Raw genomic sequence first — 20,547 nt, 5'->3', positions numbered from 1 at the left:
CATTTTCAGACCGGTAAAGGATTTCTGCCATGACTCAATACACCGCCTTCAGCGTCGAACTGGCCGACAACATCGCTCATGTGCAGATCAACCGGCCGGAAAAGATCAACTCGATGAACGCTGCGTTCTGGAGCGAAATCGTCGAGGTGTTCCAGTGGATCGACGACACCGACGAAGTGCGGGTGGTGGTACTCAGCGGTGCCGGCAAACACTTTTCCTCGGGCATCGACCTGATGATGCTGGCCGGCGTGGCCAATGAACTGGGCAAGGACGTCGGCCGCAATGCGCGCCTGCTGCGCAAAAAGATCCTGACCCTGCAAGCCTCGTTCAATGCCGTCGACAACTGCCGCAAGCCGGTGCTCGCGGCGATCCAGGGTTATTGCCTGGGCGGTGCCATCGACCTGATCGCGGCCTGCGACATGCGCTACGCCGCGGAAGACGCGCAATTCTCCATTAAAGAAATCGATATCGGCATGGCAGCTGACGTTGGCACTTTGCAACGGTTGCCACGGATCATCGGTGACGGCATGCTGCGTGAGCTGGCTTACACCGGTCGTACCTTTGGCGCCGAAGAGGCCCGCAGCATCGGGCTGGTCAATCGCGTCTACAGCGACAAGGACGGCCTGATCGAAGGCGTGATGGACATTGCCCGGGACATCGCCGGCAAGTCGCCGATCGCGGTCACCGGCACCAAGGAAATGATCAGCTACATGCGCGACCACCGTATCGACGATGGTCTGGAGTACGTTGCCACCTGGAACGCCGCCATGTTGCAATCCACCGACTTGCGCGTGGCCATGGCCGCCCACATGAGCAAACAGAAACCCGAATTTCTGGATTGAGAAACCATGACACCTCGCTGGACCACCGCAGTACTGGACACCGATCAACCCGGCGGCTGGGCCGTCGCGCGCAGCCCCGAGGGCTTTCTGTTCGATGACAATGGCGCGCTGTTCCCCGGGAATGGCTCAAGCGCCAGGACTTGTCGATCCTCGCCGAGCACGGTATCGGTCACCTCGATGGCGAGCCGGTCTACCTGCTGGAATTGCGCAGCACCAGCGAGGTGCCGGGTTGTAATGGAAAGGCTTGCGGGCGTTCATGCTCGACGGCGATCACACGATCTACAAAGTGCTGGGTTACGCGGCGCAGATCGGGACGTGGGCCCGTGAACACCGGTTCTGCGGCAACTGCGGTCAGCCCATGACCCAGGTGCCACGGGAACGGGCGATGTATTGCCAGCCGTGCGATTTGCGCAGTTATCCGCGCATTTCACCGAGCATGATCGTGCTGGTGACCCGTGGCGATGAAGTGCTGCTGGCGCGTTCACCGCGTTTCGTCACCGGGGTTTACAGCACGCTGGCCGGGTTTGCCGAGCCGGGTGAGTCGGCCGAGGATTGCCTGATTCGCGAAGTGCGAGAGGAAGTCAGCATCGAAGTGAAGAACATCCAGTACATGGGCAGCCAGTGCTGGCCGTTCCCGCATTCGATGATGCTGGGCTTCCATGCCGAATACGCCGGCGGCGAGATTGTCTGTCAGGAAGACGAGATCGAAGACGCCCAGTGGTTCAACGTGCACGATCTGCCGCCGTTGCCGGCGTCAAAATCGATTGCACGTTACCTGATCGACGTCTACGTGGCGCGGCGCTTAGGCCACGCTGAACCAGTGCTGCCAGGCTAGACGCACGGTCAACCCCAGCACCACGGTGATGAATACCGGACGAATGAACTTGGCGCCGCCGCTGATCGCGGTGCGCGCCCCGAAGAACGCGCCGACCATTACCGACAGTCCCATGCTCAGGCCGATGATCCAGTCCACCTGCCCGGAAAACACGAACACCGACAGCGCCGCAATGTTGCTGACGAAGTTCATGCTGCGCGCCACGCCGCTGGCCTTGACCAGATCGATCGGGTAGAGCAGCAGGCTGCTGACGGTCCAGAACGCACCCGTACCTGGTCCCGCAACGCCGTCATAGAAACCAAGGCTGAAACCCTGGCTCGATTGCCACTTTTTCTTGATCGGTGCGTCGCTGTCCAGCGGCGCCTTGGGCGTGCCGCCGAACAACAGGTACAGGCCGCAGGCGAAGACGATCACCGGCAGCATCTTGTTCAGCCATTCCGCAGGCAGATAGTGAGCAACGATGGCGCCGGTCAGCGCGCCGACCAGCGTGCCGATGATCGCGTGCATCCACTGCCGTGGGTGGAACAGCTTGCGCCGGTAGAAGGTGAAACTGGCGGTGGCCGAACCGAAGGTCGAACTCAGTTTGTTGGTGCCCAGCACCAGATGTGGCGGCAGACCGGCGGTGAGCAGCGCAGGCGTAGTCAACAGGCCGCCACCGCCGGCGATGGCGTCGATGAATCCGGCAATGAAAGCGACAAGGGCCAGAACGGCCAGGGTAGTGAGGTCAACGCTGAGTTCGAAAGGCATGGAATCGGCTTATTTCGGCAGGGCAGGAACGGGCGGTCATCATAGCCGTAACCCCCGTTCATCGCGACTGTGATCCTTATCGATCAAGTGGTGCCTGAATGTAAGTCGCTACATCGTCGAGAACCAGACATTGTCAATGAAATACGGCCCTTTGTTTCCAAAGAAATCGTTGGTAATGGCGAAGTGAACACTTAACCACTCGTAACCGGGCTGGATAGTACCTTTGAGCGTCAGCGTTCTTGTTTGCGAATCGACATAGCGCACTTCGGGCCATAGTTCATGCTCACCAGTGTTGCGATTGGTTGCCCAAAGCGTGTAGTAGATGTGCGCGTGAAACAGAGGATTGGGGGTTTTGTCGAGGACTGGGAGGTGAATTCGTCGATCCTTGGTGTCTTGCAACGGGGCGGCATCGGGAGCCTGGATCTGGAAACTGAAATCGAACTCTCCCGGATGAATTTGAAAGGTCTCGGTTGCCAGACTCTGACCCTGGTTTCTACCACCGACCAAGCGTGCGGCATAGTTACCGTTGTGGCGTTCGACGGATATAGGTGTGTCGTAACCTTGTGGAATCCATTTGCTGAAATCACCGGTACTGAAATCACCATTTGGAACCATGTTTTTCTGGCTCATATCAGTCGCTCACTGTCATGGGTAGAAGAGAGGCCGTTAATTCGGCCAAATCTGGCTGCATGGCAATGATTTGATAGATCCTCTGTGGCCGCTACTGTCATTACTGACAGTCCATTAGTACCTTTTGCGATAAAAGCGACTGACTTCTGTTTCTGAGGAAAAGCATTAAGTGGAAGCATCCGTGCTTCCACCGGAAGTAGCGAAGTCCGCAGTTACAGACCCAGCTCCGACAACCCCGGATGATCATCCGGGCGCCGGCCCAGCGGCCAGTGGAACTTGCGTTCGCTTTCCTTGATCGGCATGTCGTTAATGCAGGCATAACGCTGGAACATCAGCCCGTGCTCGTCGAACTCCCAGTTCTCGTTGCCGTAGGAGCGGAACCAGTTGCCCGAGTCGTCGTGCCATTCGTAGGCGTAGCGCACGGCGATGCGGGTGTCGGAGTAAGCCCAGAGTTCCTTGATCAGGCGGTAATTCAGTTCCTTGGCCCATTTGCGGGTCAGGAAGGCCTTGGCTTCTTCGCGGTTGTTGGCGAATTCGGCGCGGTTGCGCCATTTGGTGTCCAGGGTATAGGCCAGCGACACCCGCTGCGGGTCGCGGGAGTTCCATCCATCCTCGGCCAGACGAACTTTTTCAATGGCCGATTCACGGTTGAAGGGTGGCAATGGCGGACGTACTTCGGCTGCAGTAGACATGTTTGTCTCCCGATCAAATTAACGATTTAACAACTTGTCGCTTATTGAGGCTTTACAGGTCCAATAACTTTCGCGCCATGCATTGCGCATTATCGGCGGCACTGTGATCACCCATCACAAGCGCTACGGTAATGGCGCCGTCAATCAGGATCAGCAACTGTCTGGCCAGCAGTTGCGGGTCCTCGGCACCATGTTCGGTACACAGCTCGCACAGGTAGTCGAGCAGCTTCTGTTTGTGGTCTTTGGCGACCTGGCGCACCGGATCCTGCGGATCGCCGGTCTCGCCACTGGTATTGATGAAGGCGCAGCCCCGGAAGCCTTCCGAGGCGAACCAGCCCTTGAGCACGGTAAACAGGTTGAGCAGGCGATCGGCCGGGGTTTCGGCCTGATCGACGGCACTTCTGTACCAGTGCATCCAGCGCACGTCGCGGCGTTGCAGGGCGGCGACGGTCAGCTCCTCCTTGTTGGCGAAGTAGCGGTAGATACTCTTTCTGGAGACACCGGCGGTTTTCACCAGAAGATCCATGCCGGTGGCCGCGATGCCACTCTTGTAGATCAACTTTTCGGTGACATCCAGAATGATGTCGCGGGTCGTGTCGTTGCTAGTGATTTCGTTCATGTGGCGAACAGTAGAACGATCGTTCTCCTTGGTCAAGCGCTGATTTTGAAATGGCTTTCGCGAGCACGCTCGCTCCCACATTGGAAATGTGATTCACGTGGGAATCAGGCTGCTGGCGACGAAGTTATTACAGACACTCACAAGACCCGAAGGAGTTGATGGTGTAAGCTCTCGGGTTCTTCGGATTCGACCCATTGCGAGCCCTATGCCGTTGCTTTTCAAACGCTCTCTCGCTGCCCAAGTTGCGCAGCTTTCCGCTGACCGCCGAGGCCGTGACCATTCTGTCCGGCGCCGCCGAGTTCCGTCGTTGCCTGCTGGAGAAAATCGCCCAGGCGACCCAGCGCATCTACCTCGTCGCGCTCTATCTGCAAAACGACGAAGCCGGTCAGGAAATCCTCGATGCCTTGCACGCCGCCAAGCTCAAGCGCCCGGAGCTTGAAATCGTTGTGGTCGTCGACTGGCTGCGCGCCCAGCGTGGCTTGATCGGTGCCGGCAAGCAGCCGGGCAACGCCGCCTGGTATCAGGAGATGACCCGTACCCACCAGAGCGTGGTGCCGGTCTACGGCGTGCCGGTGCAGACCCGCGAGCTGTTCGGCGTGCTGCACCTGAAAGGCTTCGTGATCGACGATTGCGTGGTCTACAGCGGTGCAAGCCTGAACAACGTTTATCTGCACAAGTTCGACAAGTATCGCTTCGACCGTTATCACGTGTTGCAGAGCCGCGAATTGGCGGACTCCATGCACCACCTGGTCAAGCACGGCCTGATCGAATCGAAAGCGGTGCATCGCCTCGACCTGCCGCACCTGCCGACCACCCGCAGCCTGCGCAACGACATCGGCGATCTGCGCAGCCGTCTCAAGTACGCGGCGTACGACACCAGCGCCGGCGGCACGGCGCATACCGGCCTGTCGGTCAGCCCATTGCTCGGCGTGGGCAAGAACAACCCGCTGAACCGGGTGATTCTGGAGCTGATCGCCAGCGCCCAGAAGCAACTGACCATCTGTACGCCGTACTTCAACCTGCCGCTGGGGGTGATCCGCGAGATCAACCGGGCGCTGGCCCGTGGTGTGAAGATCGATATCGTGGTCGGTGACAAGACGGCCAACGACTTCTACATTCCGCCGAGCGAGCCGTTCAAGGTGATCGCCGCGCTGCCGTATCTCTACGAGATCAGCCTGCGCCGTTTCGCCAAGCGTCATCAACGTAATATCGACAGCGGCCAGTTGAACCTGCATCTGTGGCGTGAGGGCGACAACAGCTATCACCTCAAGGGCATGTGGATCGACCAGCGCTATACGCTGCTGACCGGCAACAACCTCAATCCGCGGGCGTTCCGTCTCGATCTGGAAAACGCGCTGCTGATCGATGACCCGAAAGGCGAGTGGCTGGAGCCGCGTCGTCTTGAGCTGGAAAACATCTTCGAACACACCACGCGGATCGAGCGATTCCAGGACCTGGAAGCCTTGCCGGACTACCCGGCCGGGGTCGCCAAGTTCCTCAAGCGCGTGAGCCGGGTGCGGGTCGAGCGGTTGCTGTACCGGATTCTGTAAGACCGGAAAACAAAAAATCCCCCGAATGCAGAGCGCGTTCGGGGGATTTTTTGTGCGTAGAAATCAGTTCAGACCGAGCTTGCCACGCAAGGTCGACAGGTCTTCAGCCAGGGTATTGACCGGACCCACCAGCGCCTTGCGGTCGTTGTCCTTCACTTTGTCGTAAGTTTCGAAACCACCGTCCTTGGTCTTGTACTTGGCCAGGATCTTGTCCACGGTGGCGAAGTTCTTGTCGACTTTGGCCACGAAGGCCTTGTCCTGTTTCTCGATCTGCGGACGGAACAGGTCGACGATTTTCTTCGCGCCGTCGATGTTGCCCTGGAAGTCATAGAGGTCGGTGTGGCTGTAACGGTCTTCCTCACCGGAGATCTTGGTGGCGGCGACTTCTTCCAGCAGGGCGGCAGCACCACCGACGACTTTCTCGGGCGGGAAGGTCAGGCCGGCAACGCGGGTCTGCAGGTCCTGTACGTCTTTATCCAGTTTGTCGGCCAGATCGTTCAGGCCCTGGGTGCTCTTCTCCGAGAACAGCGAGTACTCGAGGCGGTGGAAACCGGTGAAGTCTTCAGCCTTCACGCCTTTCTCGTGGTCGTCGACGCGGGAATCGATGGACGCATCGAGGTCACTGAACAGCTCGGCAATCGGTTCGATCGACTCGTAGTAGACGCGGGTCGGTGCATAGAGCTTCTGCGCGGTGGCCAGGTCACCCTTTTTCACGGCGTCGGTGAATTGTTTGGTGTGGGTGCCCAACTGGTCCAGTTGCTCGGTGACGTAGATCTTGTAGTCCGAAACCGGCCCGACCAGATCCAGCGGTGCAGTCGCCGCGAACGCCGACAGCGGGGTGTTGAGTAGACCAAGGGTCAGCAATAACGCGATGGGCGTCTTTTTCATGGGGGCGGCTCCTGTTGAATGCTATGCAGTTGTTTTTGGTTGGGTAGCGTTGAGCAGCGAGCGACCGATGAAATCCTTGTCGCCCGTAACACCCGGCAGGGTGAAGAAGTAACCGCCGCCGACCGGCTTGAGGTATTCCTCTAGCGGCTCGCCGTTGAGGCGGGTCTGTACGGTGATGAAGCCTTTTTCCAGGTCGGCCTGGTAGCAGATGAACAGCAGACCCATGTCGAGCTGGCCGTTCTTGTTCACGCCGTTGGAATAGTTGAACGGCCGACGCAGGATCAAGTTGGCCTGGCTCGCGGCGGTGCGCGGGTTGGCCAGGCGGATGTGCGCGTCGAGCTTGGTTAGCTTGCCTTCCGGGTCCTTGCTGTAGTCCGGGACTTCGCTCTCATGGCTGGCGCCCATCGGCGCGCCGGTGGTTTTCACCCGGCCGATGATGCTTTCCTGTTCCTGCAACGGTGTGCGGTCCCAGCGCTCGACGAAGTTGCGGATGATCCGCACTGCCTGATAACTGCCGTGGGCCGCCCAGGCCGGTTCGTCGCTGCCCGGCTGCACCCAGACGATGCGATCCATGGCTTTGCCGTCGTTGGAATCCGGGTTGGCCGAACCGTCGCGGAAACCCAGGAAGTTACGCGCCGATTGCGCTGGCACACCGGGTTTGGCCGGGGCTTGCGGCGGCACGCTGCCTTCCTGTTTCCAGCGCACCAGCAGCAGGTCCGGCAGGTTCTTCACGATGTCGCGCAGGGCGTGGATGTTGGTGTCGGCGGTGTTGGAGCAGAACTGCAGGCTCAGGTCGCCGTGGCAGCAATCGGCTTCCAGCGCATCGTTGGGGAAACCGACCATGCGGATCAGGCGCTTGGGTTTGGCAGCGGCGAGGCCAAAACGCTCGTCGAACAGCGACTCACCCACCGACACGGTGATGGTCAGGTTGTCCGGGGTGACCACCGGGCCAAGGATGCCGGAGTCCGGCGGCGGCAATTTCGGGTCGATCTGCGCCACCGGGCCGCCCTTCATCAGAAACGCGATGCGCTCGTTGAGGGTGCGGAACAGGCGTTCGAGGTCTTCACGGTCGCTGGCCAGCACATCGAACGACACCAGCATGCCGGATGCCGGGCGCGGGGTGACGATGCCGGTCTGGTGCACACCATGGAAGTCGTGGTGATCCTGGGTCTTGTCGCTGCTCGGTGCTTCGGTGACTTGTGCAGGTGCAGCGGCCATTGCCGGGCAGCTCAGGGCGGTGCCGGCCAGCGCGACGCCGGCGGCGCCCATGCCCATCAGTACGCGACGGCGTTGCAGGTTGAAGTGTTCGGAATCGTTCATCGGTATTCGTCTTCTACTTACAGGCCGGAGAGGCCGAGGGCGGGATCGATGCCGTCGAGAGCGTCGGCCAGGGTCTTGGCCTTGTCGGCGATCTGTTTGCGTTGTTCACCGCTGACGGTGTCGTAACTCGCGTAGCCGTCCTTGACCTTGAAACCGTTCAGGGTGTTGTCGAAGTCAGTCAGCGCGCTGTCGATTTTCGGCAACAGGTCGGCGGCGGATTTCGTCAGCAGCGGTCGCAGCAGTTCGACGACTTTGTGCGCGGTCTCCAGGTTCGCCGCGAAGCCGTTGAGGTCGCCGTGGCTGTAGCGTTCCTCTTCGCCGCTGGCGGCGCGCACGTCGGCCAGGGTGTTGAGGTTGCGCACGAGGATTTCCACCAGTTGCTCCGGCGGCAGCGATTGGGCCAACAACTGTTGTTTCAGCGTGTTGACGTCGCCCAGCAGGCGCTCGGCAATCGGCGACAGACCGTCGAGGTTGCGTTGCTGGAACAGCGCGTACTCGATGCGATGGAAGCCGACGAAGGCCGGATCCTGCTCGCGTTTCTCGAAGTAATCGGCACGGGCGTTGATGCTGTTGTCCAGCTCGGCCAGACGTTGTGCCGCCGGGGCCAGACGCTGATACGCCGCACGGGCCGGCAGGTACGCTGCTTGGGCCTGGGCCAGATCACCGCTGGTGATCGCCTGATTCAGCGCGGTGACGGCTCTGATCAGCGCGCTGCCCTGGGTGGCCAGATAAACCCGGAACTCCGACAGCGGCCCGACGAAAGCGACCATCGATGGCTTGGCCTTGGCGGCGGCAACCGAGGCAGCGGTCGGCGTCACATGCAGCACGCCGCGCGGGTTGCTCAGCAGGCCGCAGGTGATGGCGTAATCGCCGGGTTGCAGGTTGGCGTTGATCACCTGGCTCAGGCCCGGCGCGATGTTCTCGCGCTCTTCGATCACCAGCACGCCGTCGAGGATTTCCCATTCCACCGCCCGGTCGGAGCGGTTGACGATGCGGAAGCTGGCGCGGCCGGCCGGCACGCTCAGCTCGTTCGGTTCGCAACTGCCGGGGTGGATGTTGACCACCACTTCGTCATGGTTGTGCTGACGTTTGGCCGCAGCCATTTTCGAGGCGTAGTAGAACAGGCCGCCGGCGGCGATCATCACGACCACTGAACCGGCCACCGCCCAGCGCAAGGCACGGGGAGGGGAGGCCTGAGGGATATTAGGCTTTGACATGGAGGCCCTTATTGGCTGGAAGCGGAATTCGAGGCGGCGGCTTTGGGCGCCGGGGCGGGAGCCGGATAGAAGAACATCACCAGCGCCACCACCAGGTAGATCAGGTACGCGCCGAGGGTGCTGACGGTCGGTGCATCCTGATAGCCGAACATGCCAGCCAGCACCGAGCCCAGCGGGCCGTCCATCGGCAACGTCGCGCTGAAGTCGAAAAGCACGGTTTGCAGGTGATTCCAGACGCCGGCTTCATGCAGTGCCTGCACCGAGTTGGAGAGGATGCCGGCGGCGACCACGAGGATGAACAGCCCGGTCCAGCGGAAGAACGCCGACAGGTTCAGGCGCATGCTGCCGCTGTAGATCAGGAAGCCGACGACAATGGCCAGGATCAGGCCGAGCAGGGCGCCGATCGGCGCGCCCGGGCCTTCGCTCTGCTGGAACACAGCGAGCAGGAAGAACACGGTTTCCAGACCTTCCCGGGCCACGGCGAAAAACACCATGGCGATCAGGGCGATGACCTGATGCTTCGATGCCGTCAGCGCATGATCGAGAGATGCCTGCAGCGAATGCTTGATCGAACGCGCCACTTTGCGCATCCAGAACACCATGGAACTGAGAATGCCCACGGCGACGAGGCCGACCACGCCTTCGAACAGTTCCTGCTGTTTCTGCGGGAATTCGGCGCTGACCAGCTCCAGGCCACCGCCTACCAACAAGGCCAGCGCAGCGGCAAGAAACACGCCGATCCACACCGCCGGCATCCATTGGCCACGACCGGTCTGTTGCAGGTAGCTGGCGATAATGCCAACGATCAGCGCGGCTTCAATGCCTTCACGCAGCATGATCAGAAAGGGAACGAGCATTCGGCATCCACTGTGTAACGAAATGAGGTTACAAGTTGTAACATAATGAAAGTCATTCTCACATGTCAGTCATTGACATTTACCTGAACGGTAGCTGAACAGGCTTGAAGATCAACCATTCTCAAATGCGTCACGGCCATTCCGGATGAAGCGAGCCGTGTCCGGGCTGCTGCGTTAAGATGCCAGCCACTCGAACAACAGGATTTGCCTCGATCCATGTCGGAAAAAGACACCATCGCCATTCAACTGGTGCGCGAAGCACTGCAGCAAAGTTGTGCCCCGGGCGTGGCCACGGAAGAAGTCTTGAACAAGGTCGGCATCGATCCGGCGCTGCTGGCCACCGATGACGCCCGCGTCCCGGCCAGCCAGTACGCACGGTTGTGGCGACTGCTGGCGCGGCGCGGCGATGACGAGTTCTTTGGCATGGACCCGCGCAAGCTGAAATCCGGCAGCCTGGAGTTCCTCTGCCGCAGCGCGATGGCCCAGCCGAATCTGGCGGCCGGTTTGAGTACCGGTCTGAATTTCCTGTCGCTGATGCTTGAACGCATGCCGGCGCAACTGGTGCATCAGCAAAGTCTGGCGGAGATCGTGCTGCTGGAGGACGACCCCGAGCCGCGCCGCGCCTTCACCTATTTCACTTACTGGATGATCGTCCACGGCGTGGCGTGCTGGCTGGCGGGGCGGCGAATTCCGATCCTCGCCATCGAACTGCGTTGCCCGGCGCCGGATTTCTGTGATGACTACCGGGTGATGTTCTCGGAAAACCTGCGCTTCGACCGGCCGCGCACGCGGATGATTTTCGCCGCCGAGGTGCTGGATCTGCCGATCAAGCGCAGTGCCGAGGAATTGAAACGCTTTCTGGCCCATGCGCCGGCGAACATTCTGGTGAAGTACCGCGATCCGGAAAGCCTCGCCAGCCGGATCAAGCAGGATCTGCGCCAGCTGCCCGCCGAGCAGTGGCCAGAGACCGAATTCCAGGCGCAGCAGTTGTGCATGTCGGCCTCGACCCTGCGCCGGCGTCTGGCAGAAGAAGGGCAGACCTATCAAGGCCTCAAGGACAGCGTGCGCAAGGAACTGGCGATCACCTGGCTGGCGGAGCCTTCGATCAGTTTTGTCGACATCGCCACACGCCTGGGATTTGCCGATGCGAGCTCGTTCTACAAGGCGTTTCGCAAGTGGTCCGGGACCAATCCGGGGCATTACCGCAGCCTGATTCTCAACGAAGCGGTCTGATTCTCGAATCGACGCAAACCTTGGCCAAACCAGTCATCCACTTTGAAGGCTTTGGCCATTGCCGCAACCGGCGTGCGGCGCGAGTATTCCTCTGATGTTTACGGTTCCCCGACCTAATAAAAACACAGAGGGATTCTGGCAATGCGCGATTACTTGTCTGCCACCGAACAGTTCAATTATCAGCACACCGTGGACGCCGCACTCAGCGGCTCGCTCGAGGCGCTCAATGCCTGCGTCGAATGTTGTGACCGTCACGCCTTGCCGGGGCGCATCGCGCTGTTCTGGGAAGGTCGCGATGGCGCCAGTGCGACCTACACCTTCAGCGACCTGCAGGACAAGGCCGCGCGTTTCGCCAATTTCCTGCGCGCCCAAGGCGTGCAGAAGGGCGACAAGGTCGCCGGCCTGCTGCCGCGAAATATCGAACTGCTGATCACCGTGTTCGCCACCTGGCGCATCGGCGCGGTGTATCAACCGCTGTTCACCGCGTTCGGCCCCAAAGCCCTCGAACATCGCCTGAACAGCTCCGGCGCCAAAGTCGTGGTAACCGACGCCGTCAACCGGCCCAAGCTCAGTGAAGTCGCCGAATGCCCGACACTGGTCACCGTCGGCGGCCCGAAAGGCCAGGGCATCGTCCGTGGCGATTTCAGTTTCTGGGCCGAGCTGCCCAATCATTCCAGCGTCTGCGAACCGGTGATGCTCACCGGTGAAGACCCGTTCCTGCTGATGTTCACCTCGGGCACCACCGGCCCGTCGAAAGCGCTGTCGGTGCCGCTCAAGGCAATCGTCGCGTTCCAGAGCTACACCCGTGATGCCGTGGATCTGCGCCCGGAAGATGCGTTCTGGAACGTCGCCGATCCGGGCTGGGCCTATGGCATTTATTTCGGCGTGACTGGCCCGTTGTCCATGGGACATCCGATCACTTTCTACGATGGCCCGTTCACCCTCGAAAGCACCTGCCGGGTCATCAACAAATACGGGATCACCAACCTCACCGGTTCGCCCACGGCCTATCGCCTGCTGATTGCCGGCGGCGATGAATTCGCCAAATCGATCAAGGGCAAGCTGCGCATCGTCAGCAGCGCCGGCGAGCCGTTGAACCCGGAGGTAATCCGCTGGTTCACCGACAACCTCGGCGTGGTCATTCACGATCACTACGGCCAGACCGAACTGGGCATGGTCCTGTGCAACCACCACGGCCTCGAACATCCGATCCACCTCGGCGCCGCCGGGTTTGCTTCGCCGGGCCATCGCATCGTGGTGCTCGACGATCAGTACAACGAACTTGGCGTCGGCCAGCCCGGGATTCTCGCCATCGACCGCACACAGTCGCCGATGTGCTGGTTCGCCGGCTACGAAGGTGCGCCGACCAAGGCCTTCGTCGGCGACTACTACCTGAGCGGCGACACCGTCGAGTGGAACCCGGACGGCAGCATCAGCTTTGTCGGCCGCAGCGATGACGTGATCACCACTTCCGGCTACCGGGTCGGCCCGTTCGATGTGGAAAGCGCACTGATCGAGCACCCGGCGGTGGTCGAAGCGGCCGTGGTCGGCAAACCGGACCCGGAGCGCACCGAACTGGTGAAAGCCTTTGTCGTGCTCAACCCGCAATACCGCGCGGAACCTGCGCTGGCCGAAGAACTGCGCCAACACGTGCGCAAGCGTCTGGCCGCGCATTCGTACCCCCGTGAAATCGAATTTGTCAGCGAATTGCCGAAAACCCCAAGCGGCAAATTGCAGCGCTTTATCTTGCGCAACCAGGAAATCGCCAAGGCTCAAGAGGCCGCGGCGCACAACGTTTCAGCTTGAATCAGGAAGTCAGTCATGCAGATCGAGAACAAGGTTTTTATCGTCACCGGCGGCGCGTCCGGCCTGGGTGCCGCCACCGCTGAATTGCTGGTGAATGCCGGCGCCAAAGTGATGCTGGTGGACATGAACGCCGAAGCTGTTGCCGCTCAGGCCCAGCGCCTCGGCGCGCAAAGTGTCGTGGCCGACATCAGCAACGAAGCCGCCGCCGAAGCCGCCGTGCAGGCGACCGTCAAAGCCTTCGGCAGCCTCAACGGGCTGGTGAACTGCGCCGGCATTGTTCGCGGCGAGAAGATCCTTGGCAAGAACGGCCCGCACGCGCTGGCGAGCTTCGCGCAGGTGATCAACGTCAACCTGATCGGCAGCTTCAACATGCTGCGCTTCGCAGCGGCAGCGATAGCCGAAAGCGAGGCCAATGCCGACGGCGAACGTGGCGTGATCATCAACACCGCGTCCGTTGCTGCGTTTGACGGCCAGATCGGTCAGGCCGCGTATTCCGCGTCCAAAGGCGCCATCGCCAGCCTGACCCTGCCTGCCGCCCGTGAACTGGCGCGCTTCGGCATCCGCGTGATGACTATTGCTCCGGGCATTTTCGAAACCCCGATGATGGCCGGCATGACCCCGGAAGTGCGCGATTCGCTGGCCGCCGGCGTGCCGTTCCCGCCGCGTCTGGGCAAGCCTGCGGAGTACGCCGCGCTGGTGCGGCATATCATTGAAAACAGCATGCTCAACGGCGAGGTGATCCGTCTCGACGGTGCCTTGCGCATGGCCGCCAAGTAAGGAGGATTTCCCATGACCATCTCCAACGATCCGATTGTCATCGTCAGCGCCGTCCGCACCCCGATGGGCGGTTTTCAGGGCGAACTGAAAAGCCTGACCGCGCCGCAACTCGGCGCGGCAGCAATCAAGGCTGCGGTCGAGCGCGCCGGTGTTGCCGCCGATGCGGTCGATGAAGTGCTGTTCGGCTGCGTACTGCCGGCAGGACTGGGCCAGGCGCCTGCGCGTCAGGCTGCACTGGGCGCCGGGCTGGATAAATCCACCCGCTGCACCACCGTCAACAAGATGTGCGGCTCGGGCATGGAAACTACGATTCTGGCCCACGACATGCTGCTGGCCGGCAGCGCCGATGTGGTGATCGCCGGCGGCATGGAAAGCATGTCCAACGCGCCGTACCTGCTGGACCGCGCCCGCGCCGGTTACCGCATGGGCCACGGTCGGGTGCTGGATTCGATGTTCCTCGACGGCCTCGAAGACGCCTACGACAAGGGCCGTCTGATGGGCACCTTCGCCGAAGACTGCGCTGAAACCAACGACTTCAGCCGCGAAGCCCAGGACGCCTTTGCCATCGCCTCGACCACCCGCGCCCAGCAGGCGATCAGGGACGGCAGCTTCAAGGACGAAATCGTTCCGCTGACCGTGACCGTCGGCAAGGAACAAGTGCTGATCAGCAACGACGAGCAGCCGCCAAAAGCCAAACTGGACAAGATCGCTTCGCTGAAACCGGCGTTCCGCGAGGGCGGCACCGTGACCGCAGCCAACTCCAGCTCGATCTCCGACGGCGCCGCCGCGCTGGTGTTAATGCGCCAGTCGCAAGCGCAGAAACAGGGTTTGAAACCATTGGCGGTGATTCACGGCCACGCAGCCTTCGCTGACACCCCGGGTCTGTTCCCGGTGGCACCGATTGGCGCGATCAAGAAGCTGATGAAGAAAACCGGCTGGTCGCTGGACCAGGTCGATCTGTTCGAGGTCAACGAAGCCTTCGCCGTGGTCGGCATGGCGGCGATGACCCACCTGGAAATTCCTCACGACAAACTCAACATCCACGGCGGCGCCTGCGCTCTGGGCCATCCGATTGGCGCGTCCGGCGCGCGGATTCTGGTGACCTTGCTCTCGGCCCTGCGCCAGAAAGGCCTGAAACGCGGCGTCGCGGCGATCTGCATCGGTGGCGGCGAAGCCACGGCGATGGCGGTCGAGTGCGTCTGAACCCGAGTTAAGGATTTGCCATGATTCCCAATGACGACCAACAACAAATCCGCGACATGGCCCGGCAGTTTGCCGAGGAACGGCTGAAACCGTTCGCCGCCGAGTGGGATCGCGAGCACCGCTTCCCGAAAGAAGCCATCGGCGAAATGGCCGGGCTGGGGTTCTTCGGCATGCTGGTGCCGGAGCAGTGGGGCGGTTGCGACACCGGTTACCTGGCCTACGCTATGGCCCTGGAAGAAATCGCCGCCGGCGACGGCGCCTGCTCGACGATCATGAGCGTGCACAACTCGGTGGGTTGCGTGCCGATCCTCAAGTTCGGCAACGACGACCAGCGTGAGCGCTTCCTCAAACCGCTGGCCAGCGGCGAGATGCTCGGTGCTTTCGCGTTGACCGAGCCTCAGGCCGGCTCCGACGCCAGCAGCCTGAAAACCCGTGCACGGCTGGAAGGCGATCACTACGTGCTCAATGGCTGCAAACAGTTCATCACCTCCGGGCAGAACGCCGGGATCGTGATCGTGTTTGCCGTCACCGACCCGAGCGCCGGCAAACGCGGGATCACGGCGTTCATCGTGCCGACCGACTCGCCGGGCTACAAAGTCGCCCGTATTGAAGACAAGCTCGGCCAGCATGCCTCGGACACCTGCCAGATCCTGTTCGAAGACGTCAAAGTGCCGGTGGTCAACCGTTTGGGTGAGGAGGGCGAGGGCTACAAGATCGCCCTGGCCAACCTCGAAGGCGGCCGCGTCGGCATCGCTTCGCAATCGGTGGGCATGGCCCGCGCCGCGTTCGAAGCGGCCCGTGATTACGCCCGCGAGCGTGACACCTTCGGCAAACCGATCATCGAGCATCAGGCCGTGGCGTTCCGTCTGGCGGACATGGCCACCCAGATCGCCGTGGCGCGGCAGATGGTGCATTACGCCGCCGCTCTGCGCGACAGCGGTCAGCCCGCGCTGGTCGAGGCGTCGATGGCCAAGCTTTTCGCCTCCGAAATGGCCGAGAAGGTCTGCTCCATGGCCTTGCAAACACTGGGCGGTTACGGTTACCTCAACGACTTCCCGCTGGAGCGCATCTACCGCGACGTGCGGGTCTGCCAGATCTACGAAGGCACCAGCGACATTCAGCGCATGGTCATTTCGCGCAATCTTTGAGAAGGAATCTGCACATGAGTTACGAAACGATTTTGCTGGAAACCCATGGCCGCGTCGGCGTCATCACCTTGAATCGTCCGCAGGCGCTGAATGCCCTGAATGCGCAACTGGTCAGCGAAGTGAACCGCGCCCTCGATGGCCTGGAAGCCGATGCGAACATTGGTTGCATCGTCATCACCGGTTCAAAGAAAGCCTTCGCTGCCGGCGCCGACATCAAGGAAATGGCCGAGCTGACCTACCCGCAGATCTACATGGACGACCTGTTCAGCGACAGCGATCGCGTGGCCAACCGCCGCAAGCCGATCATCGCGGCGGTCAACGGCTTCGCCCTTGGCGGTGGCTGTGAACTGGCGCTGATGTGCGACTTCATCCTGGCCGGCGACAACGCCAAGTTCGGCCAGCCGGAAATCAACCTCGGCGTGCTGCCGGGCATGGGCGGCACCCAGCGCCTGACCCGCGCCGTGGGCAAGGCCAAGGCCATGGAAATGTGCCTGAGCGGGCGTTTGATCGACGCGGTGGAAGCCGAGCGTTGCGGCATCGTCGCGCGGATCGTGCCGAGCGATGAACTGCTGGATGAGGCGCTGAAAGTGGCTGCCGTGATCGCCAGCAAGTCGCTGCCGATTGCGATGATGGTCAAGGAAAGCGTCAACCGCGCGTTTGAAGTCAACCTGACCGAAGGCGTGCGCTTCGAGCGCCGGGTGTTCCATGCGGCGTTTGCGACGCAGGATCAGAAGGAAGGGATGGCGGCGTTTGTGGCCAAGCGGTCGCCGGAGTTCCAAAGCAAATAACGCGGCGCCCTCAAAAGCCCCCTCACCCTAACCCTCTCCCGGAGGGAGAGGGGACTGATTGGGGGATATTGAAGAGATACGCCGACTTGAAAGATCGCTTGTGAATCCATAATCGACGCGATCCTTAAGGTCGATGTATGAAGCCAGACACCTCGGTCAGCTCCCTCTCCTGGGGGAGAGGGCTGGGCGGGCGGCGTTCCGATGAGGGGAAAGGGGCCAACACAGTCACAACTGATAGTTCTTCAACTCCCGCGCAATCACCATCCGCTGTATCTCGCTGGACCCCTCGTAAATCTGGGTAATCCGCGCATCCCGGTAGTACTTCTCCACCGGGTAATCCTCCAGATACCCGTATCCGCCATGAATCTGAATCGCTGACGAGCACACCTTCTCAGCCATTTCCGATGCAAACAGCTTGGCCTGCGAAGCCTCCGACAGACAGGGTTTGCCCGCCGTGCGCAACCGCGCCGCATGCAGGATCATCAAGCGCGCCGCGTTGATCTGCATCTGCATGTCCGCCAGCAGGTTGGCGATGCTCTGGTGTTCGACGATAGCCTTGCCGAACTGCACCCGATCGCGGGCGTAACCCAGCGCTGCTTCAAACGCCGCACGGGCGATGCCCAGTGCTTGCGCGGCAATGCCGATGCGTCCGCCCTCAAGGTTGGACAGGGCAATGGCCAGGCCTTTGCCGCGCTCACCCAGCAGGTTCGCTTCGGGAATACGGCAATCGTTCAACGTCACCGCGCAGGTGTCTGAAGCGCGGATGCCCATCTTGTGTTCGGTGCGGTCGACGATGAAACCCGGCGTATCGGTCGGCACCAGAAACGCCGAGATACCGCGCTTGCCCAGATCCGGATCGGTGACGGCAAACACAATCGCCAGTTTCGCCCGTTTGCCGTTGCTGACGAATTGCTTGGCGCCGTTGATCACCCACTGGCCATCGCGCAGTTCGGCGCGGGTGCGCAGGTTGTGCGCTTCAGAGCCGGCCTGGGGTTCGGTCAGGCAGAAGCAGCCGATCACTGCGCCGCTGGCCAGGTCCGCCAGCCAGGTCTGTTTCTGCTCTTCGCTGCCGTAGTTGAGCACCGGGCCGCAGCCCACCGAGTTGTGGATGCTCATGAACGCGCCGGTGGCGCCGTCACCGGCGGAAATTTCTTCCACCGCCAGCGCATAAGCCACGTAGTCGACGTAAGTGCCGCCCCATTCTTCCGGCACCACCATGCCCAGCAGGCCCAGTTCGCCCATCTTCGCCACCAGACCGTCATCGATCCAGCCGGCCTTTTCCCAGGCATGGGCGTGGGGGGCGATTTCGCCACGGGCGAAGTCCCGGGCCATGTCGCGGATCATTACCTGGTCTTCGGTCAATTCGAGATCGTGCATGGCTCAGCTCCCGCTCTCTTCGAAACCGTGGAAGAAACTCGCGACGTGCTCGGCGTGCAGCGCGGCAAGGGTCGGCGGGTTCCAGCGTGGTGATTTGTCTTTGTCGATCAGCAAGGCGCGCACGCCTTCGATCAGGTCTCCGCGTTCGAACCACTGGCGATCCAGATGTAGCTCGAGGGCGAAGCAGTGCTCCAGGCTCAGGTGCCGACCGCGCCGCAGCATCTCCAGGGTCACGCCCATGGCCAGCGGCGAGCGGGTTTCCAGCAGGTCGGCGGTGGTGGTTGCCCATTCATGGCTGTCGGCGACGGTCACGGCGCGCAGTTGCTCGACGATGCTCGGCACGTCAGGCAAGGCGAAGAAGTGGTCGATGGCCGGGCGCAAGGCTTCCAGCGGCGCGTCCGGCAGGGTTTGCACGGCGTGGCGGGCCAGCAGGTTTTGCAGGTCTTTCAGCGGCGTGTCGTGCCACTCCAGGTGATCGAGCTGTTCGTCGAGGATGCCGAGTTTGCTGCTGTCCAGATACCAGTCGGCGAGGCCGCAATACAGCGCATCCGCCGCCCGAATCTGCTCGCCACTGACGCCCAGGTAAATCCCCAGCTCGCCGGGAATGCGCGGCAGGAAATAACTGCCGCCGACATCCGGGAAATAACCGATGGCCACTTCCGGCATCGCCAGACGGCTCTTTTCGGTGACCACCCGCAGATCGGCGCCTTGCACCAGGCCCATGCCGCCACCGAGGACGAAACCGTCCATCAGCGCCAGCACCGGTTTGCGATAGTGGTGGATCGTCAGGTCGAGGGCGTATTCCTCGACGAAGAAATCTTCGTGCAGCGTATCGCCGCTTTTGTGGCTGTCGTACAGGGAACGAATGTCGCCACCGGCACAGAAGGCTTTCTCACCGGCACCGCGCAGTACCACGGCGTGAATATTGGCATCGGCGGCCCAGGCATCCAGGTGTTGCTGGAGCTGGCGCACCATGTCGAGGGTCAGAGCATTGAGGCCGGCGGGGCGGTTGAGGGTGAGGTGACCGATGTGATTGCGAACCTCGGCCAGCACTTCGTTTTGCGTGGCATCCATGGACGAAGTCCGCGGGGATGAAGCCTGAGCAGTCATCACTAACTCCCTGCTTTTATTGTCTTTATTCGAGAAGCCCGCGCGCGGGCGTTAACGGATCGTAACAGTGCAAATTTGCCGTGTACAACGGGGATATGTGCATGGGGTGTCTGCATTTTTGCCTTGGTCGGCGCCACAGCAAGTGCAGACAGGAAGGATGTTCAGGGTAGCGGATGAAGGGCGGTGTGATAGTCACGAACAAGAAAGGTTCGTGCGGGGGGATGGCGCAGCGGTATTTCGCAGCTTTCCCCCGACTGCACGGTGATGCAGGCGGGGGATTGGTTCATTTGTACCGGCCTGCCAGGTATTTCATTGTATCTGCCTCCCAATTCACGTCGCTGTCGAGTTTGAGGAACAAGTCAATTACCGCTAATGCGTAAGAGTTAACGAAGTTGCCATTAACCGTATTCACGTTCGACAGTGGTCTAACGGCTGATATGAATCCGTAGGTTTGCTCCGTGGTCGCCGAATTGTAGATTTTCCCCAAAGTGATTGCATCGGGATCGTTGTCAGGCAATCGGGCCAACATGAAACCCGAGGTGTAATTACTCCACTGAACGTTGTTCACCCCTGAATAACTCAACATGTCCAGTACCCATGAATACTTGCGTCTTTGCGGACAGAACATTATTACGATTGTAGCCATCTCATGTTTCTCCTGAACCTGTCTAATCCATTATTCGTTTTGGTTTGCTACCGCGCAGGCGGGGCACCACAGACAGGAGAGCAGCTCAGCTTGCTATCCGCATGTACCTCATGGCTTTTTCTACCGTTAGCCCGTCCATTTCGCGCGTTTCCATCGTGAACCCTGCGATTTTTTTTGAAACTGTCGTAAATACCAGTCTTTTATATCGTGACGGGATTAGAAACTGTTTTGCTATAGCCAGACACGTTTGATGGCTGGTAAC

The 20,547-nt window shown here is 60.9% G+C and carries 18 protein-coding genes and 2 pseudogenes; 9 read left to right on the top strand and 11 right to left on the bottom strand.

Translation table 11 applies throughout. The annotated features are described in order from the left end of the window. Positions 1 to 29: 29 nt before the first annotated feature. Both R1A29_RS14730 and nudC read left to right on the top strand, forming a co-directional pair. Positions 30 to 842, top strand: coding sequence for a crotonase/enoyl-CoA hydratase family protein (locus tag R1A29_RS14730; protein WP_438298717.1), 813 nt, complete (start codon positions 30 to 32; stop codon positions 840 to 842). 6 nt (positions 843 to 848) lie between these two features. After that, a pseudogene (gene nudC / locus R1A29_RS14725) lies at positions 849 to 1,677 on the top strand (NAD(+) diphosphatase). Here the strand turns inward: nudC and R1A29_RS14720 are convergent. From R1A29_RS14720 to R1A29_RS14705, 4 genes are all read right to left on the bottom strand, one after another. Further along, positions 1,645 to 2,424 (bottom strand): TSUP family transporter, encoded by a 780-nt coding sequence (locus R1A29_RS14720; RefSeq protein ID WP_119428211.1) that lies wholly within the window; start codon positions 2,422 to 2,424, stop codon positions 1,645 to 1,647. The pseudogene nudC and the gene R1A29_RS14720 sit on opposite strands and share 33 nt — an antisense overlap. 108 nt (positions 2,425 to 2,532) lie before the next feature. Next, the gene (locus R1A29_RS14715; protein ID WP_438298716.1) at positions 2,533 to 3,054 is read right to left on the bottom strand and encodes a hypothetical protein; all 522 of its coding nucleotides are present in this window, start codon (positions 3,052 to 3,054) and stop codon (positions 2,533 to 2,535) included. Between the two features lie 212 nt (positions 3,055 to 3,266). Continuing rightward, the gene (locus R1A29_RS14710; RefSeq protein ID WP_438298715.1) at positions 3,267 to 3,746 is read right to left on the bottom strand and encodes a DUF1348 family protein; all 480 of its coding nucleotides are present in this window, start codon (positions 3,744 to 3,746) and stop codon (positions 3,267 to 3,269) included. A 52-nt stretch (positions 3,747 to 3,798) separates the two neighbouring features. Beyond that, complete coding sequence (locus tag R1A29_RS14705; RefSeq protein WP_438298714.1) at positions 3,799 to 4,365, bottom strand: TetR/AcrR family transcriptional regulator; 567 nt, start codon at positions 4,363 to 4,365, stop codon at positions 3,799 to 3,801. 205 nt (positions 4,366 to 4,570) lie between these two features. Between R1A29_RS14705 and pssA the strand changes: the two are divergent. Then, positions 4,571 to 5,915 (top strand): annotated as a pseudogene (gene pssA, locus R1A29_RS14700) (CDP-diacylglycerol--serine O-phosphatidyltransferase). A gap of 63 nt (positions 5,916 to 5,978) precedes the next feature. Here pssA and efeO (R1A29_RS14695) read toward each other — a convergent pair. Genes efeO (R1A29_RS14695) through efeU form a run of 4 tightly spaced genes read right to left on the bottom strand, consistent with a single transcriptional unit; the run spans position 5,979 to position 10,197 of the window. Further along, positions 5,979 to 6,803: an iron uptake system protein EfeO gene (efeO, locus tag R1A29_RS14695; protein ID WP_085709988.1), complete on the bottom strand. Its 825-nt coding sequence runs from the start codon at positions 6,801 to 6,803 to the stop codon at positions 5,979 to 5,981. 21 nt (positions 6,804 to 6,824) lie between these two features. After that, complete coding sequence (efeB, locus tag R1A29_RS14690) at positions 6,825 to 8,123, bottom strand: iron uptake transporter deferrochelatase/peroxidase subunit (protein ID WP_438298713.1); 1,299 nt, start codon at positions 8,121 to 8,123, stop codon at positions 6,825 to 6,827. 17 nt (positions 8,124 to 8,140) lie between these two features. Continuing rightward, the gene (gene efeO / locus R1A29_RS14685) at positions 8,141 to 9,340 is read right to left on the bottom strand and encodes an iron uptake system protein EfeO (RefSeq protein WP_438298712.1); all 1,200 of its coding nucleotides are present in this window, start codon (positions 9,338 to 9,340) and stop codon (positions 8,141 to 8,143) included. Positions 9,341 to 9,348: 8 nt separating this feature from the next. Next, positions 9,349 to 10,197, bottom strand: coding sequence for an iron uptake transporter permease EfeU (gene efeU / locus R1A29_RS14680; protein WP_248739800.1), 849 nt, complete (start codon positions 10,195 to 10,197; stop codon positions 9,349 to 9,351). 216 nt (positions 10,198 to 10,413) lie between these two features. Here efeU and R1A29_RS14675 point away from each other — a divergent pair, with 216 nt between their 5' ends. The 6 genes from R1A29_RS14675 to R1A29_RS14650 all read left to right on the top strand — a co-directional run bounded on the left by R1A29_RS14675 (position 10,414) and on the right by R1A29_RS14650 (position 17,152). Next, positions 10,414 to 11,430, top strand: coding sequence for an AraC family transcriptional regulator (locus R1A29_RS14675; RefSeq protein ID WP_438298711.1), 1,017 nt, complete (start codon positions 10,414 to 10,416; stop codon positions 11,428 to 11,430). 141 nt (positions 11,431 to 11,571) lie between these two features. Continuing rightward, positions 11,572 to 13,236: an AMP-binding protein gene (locus R1A29_RS14670; RefSeq protein ID WP_438298709.1), complete on the top strand. Its 1,665-nt coding sequence runs from the start codon at positions 11,572 to 11,574 to the stop codon at positions 13,234 to 13,236. A 15-nt stretch (positions 13,237 to 13,251) separates the two neighbouring features. Then, complete coding sequence (locus R1A29_RS14665) at positions 13,252 to 14,013, top strand: SDR family NAD(P)-dependent oxidoreductase (RefSeq protein ID WP_438298708.1); 762 nt, start codon at positions 13,252 to 13,254, stop codon at positions 14,011 to 14,013. A gap of 12 nt (positions 14,014 to 14,025) precedes the next feature. Beyond that, positions 14,026 to 15,216: an acetyl-CoA C-acyltransferase gene (locus R1A29_RS14660; RefSeq protein WP_438298707.1), complete on the top strand. Its 1,191-nt coding sequence runs from the start codon at positions 14,026 to 14,028 to the stop codon at positions 15,214 to 15,216. A 20-nt stretch (positions 15,217 to 15,236) separates the two neighbouring features. Further along, positions 15,237 to 16,364: an acyl-CoA dehydrogenase gene (locus R1A29_RS14655; RefSeq protein ID WP_438298706.1), complete on the top strand. Its 1,128-nt coding sequence runs from the start codon at positions 15,237 to 15,239 to the stop codon at positions 16,362 to 16,364. Between the two features lie 14 nt (positions 16,365 to 16,378). Next, positions 16,379 to 17,152: an enoyl-CoA hydratase gene (locus R1A29_RS14650; protein WP_438298705.1), complete on the top strand. Its 774-nt coding sequence runs from the start codon at positions 16,379 to 16,381 to the stop codon at positions 17,150 to 17,152. A 225-nt stretch (positions 17,153 to 17,377) separates the two neighbouring features. Here the strand turns inward: R1A29_RS14650 and R1A29_RS14645 are convergent, their stop codons facing one another. From R1A29_RS14645 to R1A29_RS14635, 3 genes are all read right to left on the bottom strand, one after another. Next, on the bottom strand, positions 17,378 to 18,529 hold the full coding sequence (locus tag R1A29_RS14645; RefSeq protein ID WP_438298704.1) for an acyl-CoA dehydrogenase family protein: 1,152 nt from the start codon (positions 18,527 to 18,529) through the stop codon (positions 17,378 to 17,380). A 3-nt stretch (positions 18,530 to 18,532) separates the two neighbouring features. Next, a complete protein-coding gene (locus R1A29_RS14640; protein ID WP_438298703.1) occupies positions 18,533 to 19,639 on the bottom strand; it encodes an enoyl-CoA hydratase/isomerase family protein in 1,107 nt (368 codons plus the stop codon). A gap of 283 nt (positions 19,640 to 19,922) precedes the next feature. Beyond that, complete coding sequence (locus tag R1A29_RS14635; RefSeq protein ID WP_438298702.1) at positions 19,923 to 20,285, bottom strand: hypothetical protein; 363 nt, start codon at positions 20,283 to 20,285, stop codon at positions 19,923 to 19,925. Between the last annotated feature and the right edge of the window lie 262 nt (positions 20,286 to 20,547).

The sequence above is a fragment of the Pseudomonas sp. NMS19W genome (assembly GCF_051554255.1).
GTDB classification, from domain to species: domain Bacteria; phylum Pseudomonadota; class Gammaproteobacteria; order Pseudomonadales; family Pseudomonadaceae; genus Aquipseudomonas; species Aquipseudomonas kribbensis.
The sequence above is the reverse complement of the archived record's forward strand: the minus strand, read 5'-3'. Positions and strand labels throughout refer to the sequence as shown.